We start from the raw sequence: 4,995 nt of genomic DNA, 5'->3' as shown, positions 1-4,995 counted from the left end.
ACGAACACCGTCGAGCGGTCGATCAGACCTCTTGCCCTAAATCGCAAGAACGCCCTCTTCGCCGGTTCAGACGAAGGCGGCGACAACTGGGCGGTAATCGCCACGCTCATCGAGAATTGCAAGTTGTCCGGCATCAATCCGCACGACTGGCTGACCCAAACCCTCGTCGCTCTAGCTAAGGGTCACTCCGCCAACCGCCTCGCCGAGCTCATGCCCTGGACCGCCGTGCTCTGAGAACATCGCTTACACCTGACGCCCGGACAGGACAACCTATCGGCGCCTGGACAACCGGTCGCGGGCGAGGTTCCCCTAGTGCTCGGGGATCAGAAACCCTAGCCCGTACGGGTCGCGCTGCCTCGGGCGACCAAGGAGATGACCGGCTCGATCTGAAGTCGCTCAATCAGGCGGCGGGTCCGATGTTGGATAAACATCAAACAGGGACGACTGGTCCGATCCAGTGCACACGAACCTGAAGATAATCAGGATATTGCGGCGAGATGCTCCGACATTGGAGTGGCTGTGCGCCCGGAAATAATCGCCTCGTAAAGATCGATGTACTCGCTGGCCATGCGGTCGATGGAAAACCGCTGGGCAATCCTGTGCCGTATCCTGTTTCTGTCAAGGCTGGTGACCTGCGCGAGGGCGTGACCGGCGTCCTCGAGGTCATGGACCAGAAAGCCAGTAACACCATGCTCGATAAGTTCCGGCATTGAACCGCGGTTCATCGCGATCACTGGGGTGCCGCAGGCCATCGCTTCGATCACGGAAAGACCAAATGGCTCATCGAAATTGATCAAGTGCAGCATGGCATAGGCTCGCCCTAAAGCATTCACCCTCGCCTCGCCTCCCACGGGACCATGATAAATGATCTTTTCGCCGTCGACCCACGGCACGACTTCACGACGAAAGTAGTCTTCGTCCTGGATGATCCCGTAGAGATGAAGCCGCCGCTTGACTTGTCGCGCCACTTCGATGGCCTCGCGCACACCCTTGTCGGGATGAATGCGACCGAAGAACAACAGATCCTCCGCGCCGACGGGATCGAAGGGAAAATCATCCATCGGAATGCCATGATGTATGGTGGCGGCATAGCGCAGATCGGGATGCCGATCGGCATTGCTGATGGCCACGAAATGAATACGGTTTTCAAACGGCTTGTACATCGGCAGGATCCGATCGGACGAAAAACCGTGGATCGTCGTCACCAGCGGTGTGTTAACTAGCCCCGAAAAGGCATGGGCCGGAAAATCGGCCTGGTTATGGATAAGGTCGAATTCACGTGCCTGCTCGAACACATGAGCGAGATGACGGGCTTCCCAGACCTTCGCATCGATCGCGGGGTCTTCGCAGTATGCTGCGGGTACGACAGCGTCGAGCTTAGCAGCCGTGACGCTGTCCTTCGTCGCGAAGAGGGTCACGTCGACACCGCGCGATACGAGCGCTTCGGTCAGAAGGCTCGTCACGAGCTCCCAAGGACCATAGTGGCGCGGAGGGGTGCGCCAGGCGATAGGCGCGATCATGGCTATCCGCATGTAATTTTAGTATTCCTCAAGCTGAAGGACGACGCCTTCGTCTGGCAACAAAGTTCCATCGAAGCGCCGATTTGCGATCGTCGAGGCGAGGCATTGCCGCACGCTTGATGGCAATGGAAGATCACGCGGCTCACTGGTCAAGTTGAGCGCAACCAGCAGGCATTCGTTCTCATGCTTGCGCTGGTATACCAGAACGCCATCCTCGCCCTTGATTGCTGACTTGGTGCCGATGGAAAGCGCGGGACTGCCGCGCCTGAGAGCCATAAGACGGCGATACAAGCTGAGCATCGAATTCGCGTCGCTGGCTTGAGCTGCGACGTTGCGTCTTTCCCAGTCCTCATGCAGCGGCAGCCAGGGCTCGGCGGTGCTGAACCCTCCATGGGGCGAACTGTCCCAGGCCATCGGGGTCCTAGCCCCATCGCGCCCAAGCCCGAGCCCCGGTTGACGCAGATCCTGCGGATCCCGGATTCTGTCCTGCGGTATCCGAACGAGGCCGATGCCAAGTTCATCTCCCTGATACAATGTCGGCGTCCCCCGCAAGGTCAAGAGCAGCATGGCGGCGACCCGTGCCTGCGCATCGCCCAGACGGCCGGCAATACGCGGTGCGTCATGACTACCCATGACCCAGTTGGGCCATCCGCCCGGTGGCAGGGCAGCCTCGTACTGCGTGATGAGCGCCGCCAGCGCGGCAGCGTCCCAAGGAGCATCGAGAAGCTGAAAATTGAACGGCAGATGCACGCCGGGAGCTTGATCGTTGCCATAATATTCCATTAGGGCCGGAACCGGCAGGCATATCTCGCCCACGAGGAGTCGATCGCCATATTGATCGGCGATCGTCCTGAAATTCGCCGCAATCGCGTGTATTTCGGGACGGTTCGCTGAGTTGTGCTGCAGCACCAGAAACTTTTCACCCAATTCCCGGTAGTAATCCGGATTGGGCGGATTGTCAGGCAGTCCCTCTGCCTTGATGCAATGCCAAAGAACGTCGATGCGAAAGCCATCCACCCCCCGGGCAAACCAGAAATGGAGCACGTCGTCCATTGCTTTGCGAACTTCGGGATTGCGCCAATTCAGATCGGCCTGCTCCTTAAGAAAGGCGTGAAGGTAGTATTGCCCGGTCCTTTTGTCGAATTCCCAGGCCGAGCCGCCCATGTCGCTCATCCAGTTATTGGGTGGGCCACCACCCGAGGCAGGATCGCGCCAGAAATACCAATCGCGCTTGGGGTTGTCGCGCGAGGCGCGGCTTTCGATGAACCAGGGATGCTGATCCGAGGTGTGATTTGGGACAAAGTCGAGCAGCAGCTTCAGACCGCGCGCATGGGCTTCGCTGAGCAGCGCATCGAAGTGGTCGAGATCGCCAAACATGGGATCGATGTTGCAATAGTCGGCAACATCGTAACCGAAATCTGCCATCGGAGATGGGAAGATCGGCGATAGCCAGATCGCATCAGCGCCGAGCGCAACGATATGATCGAGCCGCTGACGCACGCCTTCCAGATCGCCGATACCATCGCCATCACTATCCTGAAACGACCGCGGATAGATCTGGTAGACGACGCCAGCTTCCCACCAGGGCCGGACATTGTTCGCACGGGTCATGGATCCACCTCTGAGCCAAGCAACGCATCAGGCTCGTCAAGGTTCGCTATCGCGATGAGTTCGAGCCGGAGACCAGGTAGACGGACGGAGTTCTGTCGATTGAGCCAGTTCGTGAAGGAGGTCGATAGATAAGACGCTAGTCCGGATCGCGCCGATTGCCGCAAGACGTACGCGGCCTTGTATGGTCGCGCGCGACAGTCCAAATGCGCCATCCGAAGGTCGACCGCTGACCTGATGTTTTTCCTGTTGGACCGAGGCTCGGCAAGCTGGCCAATCCCTGTCAGTTCAGCCTGTCGCCCGCACTTCCGCCGGGATCGTCACGCTGGAGGGCCGGGACATGAAATGAGAGCCCGTTGCTCTTTGCGTTGTCCTGCCTTCGAAATCAAAGGCGCTGCGTGTGATGCCGGCTTCCGGCAATGTTGAAGAGATCGTCTCGCTAGCTCTCGCTATGAGGTCGGCGCTGGCCTGAGCGAAGCGAGGCCAGATCGTTGCCCGACCACGCGCGTAAGCAGCCGCTTTCAGACGGGCGAGTTCAAGGGGATGGTCGAGCAGGGCATTGACCGCTGCAGCGATGGCAACGGGGTCACCGACCGGCACCAGTCGCCCGACGCCATTGGCAAGAAGTTCCCGTGCGTGAATATAGGGCGTTGAAACCACAGCCTTGCCCAACGCGACAGCGTAACTCAGCGTGCCCGAAGTCGACTGTTGAAGATTGTGATAGGGCGTTAGATAAATGTCGCAGGCTTCGAGCTGGTCGAGTAGTTCGGGAGTGTCGAGAAATCGATCGTCCCAAGCCACGTTAGCCTCGACACCGAGTGCGACGACACGAGCTTTGAGCTGATCCCGATAGGCCTCGCCCTGCTCACTCACGAGGTTGGGATGAGTCGCCCCGACGATACGGTAGAGCACGCGCGGGTGACGCGCGGTGATCGCCGGCAGAGCCTCGATCGCATGCTCGAGTCCCTTTCCGGGCCCCAGCAACCCAAAGGTCGTAAGCACCGGCCGTTTGGGCAGACCGAGGCGCAATTTGAATTGGTTCTCGCGGCCGAATGGGCGATCGGGCGCGCCGTGCTCGATGACCGTGACGCGATCGGGGGCCGCGCCGTAGAGCTTGACCAGCAGATCCCGTCCATGGCGCGACATGACCATGGCGTGCGAGGTGCGTGCAAGCAGGCGCGCAAGCACGTCGCGCTGACGCGCGGACGGTTCGGACAGGATCGTATGAAAGGTGACGATGAGCGGCACACTTAGGCCATCGGTGAGCTCGGTGACCAATTCTCCGTCAGGGCCACCGAAAATTCCGTACTCGTGTTGCAGCCACACTGCCTCCGCGCCCGAAGCGTTGATCGCCCTCGCTGTATCGCTGTAGGCCCCCGGCTCATCAACGGCCAGAATTCGGACGCAGGGATCATAGAGTGACGAGCGCTCCAAGTGGTCCAGCGCGTAGACATCGAAGTTGATGTTGGGATGGTGGGCCTCGACTTTCGTCTTGAGGTCTTCGGTGAACGTCGCGATTCCGCATTTGCGCGGCGCAAAGGTGCCGATGAGCGCCACCCGCCTACTATGGAGCGTTTTAGCAGGAGAGGGGACTATCAGAGGCGATACGGAGACAGGAGGAATGAACGCATTCGGGGAGTGAAGCATGCCGTCACCAGTTTAGGATTTTGTTCGATAACGGAATTTTTTCATCCGAGTTCCCGCTTCCAGTCGTTTGAGTTGGCAGCCTTTCGATCTTGTCGCACTGAACCGCCCCGGGCTTGCCGGAGGCCATTCGGCTTAAATTATGCGGCGATGGGGGTATCGTCCAGCATGGCGTAGTAGCGCTCCTCCGCTTCGGCGGGTGGTATATTGCCAATGGGAGCGA

The 4,995-nt window shown here is 59.4% G+C and carries 4 protein-coding genes; 1 reads left to right on the top strand and 3 read right to left on the bottom strand.

Features of this window, described 5'->3' with window-relative positions; translation table 11 throughout:
* Positions 1–234, top strand: a 234-nt coding sequence (locus OLX23_RS25650; RefSeq protein WP_264448200.1) for a transposase domain-containing protein, incomplete at its 5' end; no start/stop codon positions are given.
* 245 nt (positions 235–479) lie between these two features.
* On the opposite strand, the gene OLX23_RS25645 is transcribed toward OLX23_RS25650, so the two are convergent.
* The 3 genes from OLX23_RS25645 to OLX23_RS25635 form a co-directional block, all read right to left on the bottom strand.
* The gene (locus OLX23_RS25645) at positions 480–1,532 is read right to left on the bottom strand and encodes a glycosyltransferase family 4 protein (RefSeq protein ID WP_264448199.1); all 1,053 of its coding nucleotides are present in this window, start codon (positions 1,530–1,532) and stop codon (positions 480–482) included.
* A 6-nt stretch (positions 1,533–1,538) separates the two neighbouring features.
* The gene (locus OLX23_RS25640) at positions 1,539–3,131 is read right to left on the bottom strand and encodes an alpha-amylase family glycosyl hydrolase (protein WP_264448198.1); all 1,593 of its coding nucleotides are present in this window, start codon (positions 3,129–3,131) and stop codon (positions 1,539–1,541) included.
* A gap of 285 nt (positions 3,132–3,416) precedes the next feature.
* Positions 3,417–4,685 carry a glycosyltransferase family 4 protein gene (locus OLX23_RS25635; RefSeq protein WP_264448197.1) on the bottom strand — a complete coding sequence of 423 codons (1,269 nt, stop codon included), beginning with the start codon at positions 4,683–4,685 and terminating at the stop codon, positions 3,417–3,419.
* Between the last annotated feature and the right edge of the window lie 310 nt (positions 4,686–4,995).

The organism is Novosphingobium sp. JCM 18896, from assembly GCF_025938095.1.
Taxonomy (GTDB): Bacteria; Pseudomonadota; Alphaproteobacteria; order Sphingomonadales; family Sphingomonadaceae; genus Novosphingobium.
Note: the sequence above shows the minus strand (reverse complement) of the source record. Positions and strands in the feature narration are given on the sequence as shown.

What these genes read in the sequence shown, in the direction of transcription:
- OLX23_RS25645 (WP_264448199.1), bottom strand. Translation starts at nt 1,532, where the DNA reads ATGCGGATAGCCATGATCGCGCCTATCGCCTGGCGCACCCCTCCGCGC.
- OLX23_RS25640 (WP_264448198.1), bottom strand. Translation starts at nt 3,131, where the DNA reads ATGACCCGTGCGAACAATGTCCGGCCCTGGTGGGAAGCTGGCGTCGTC.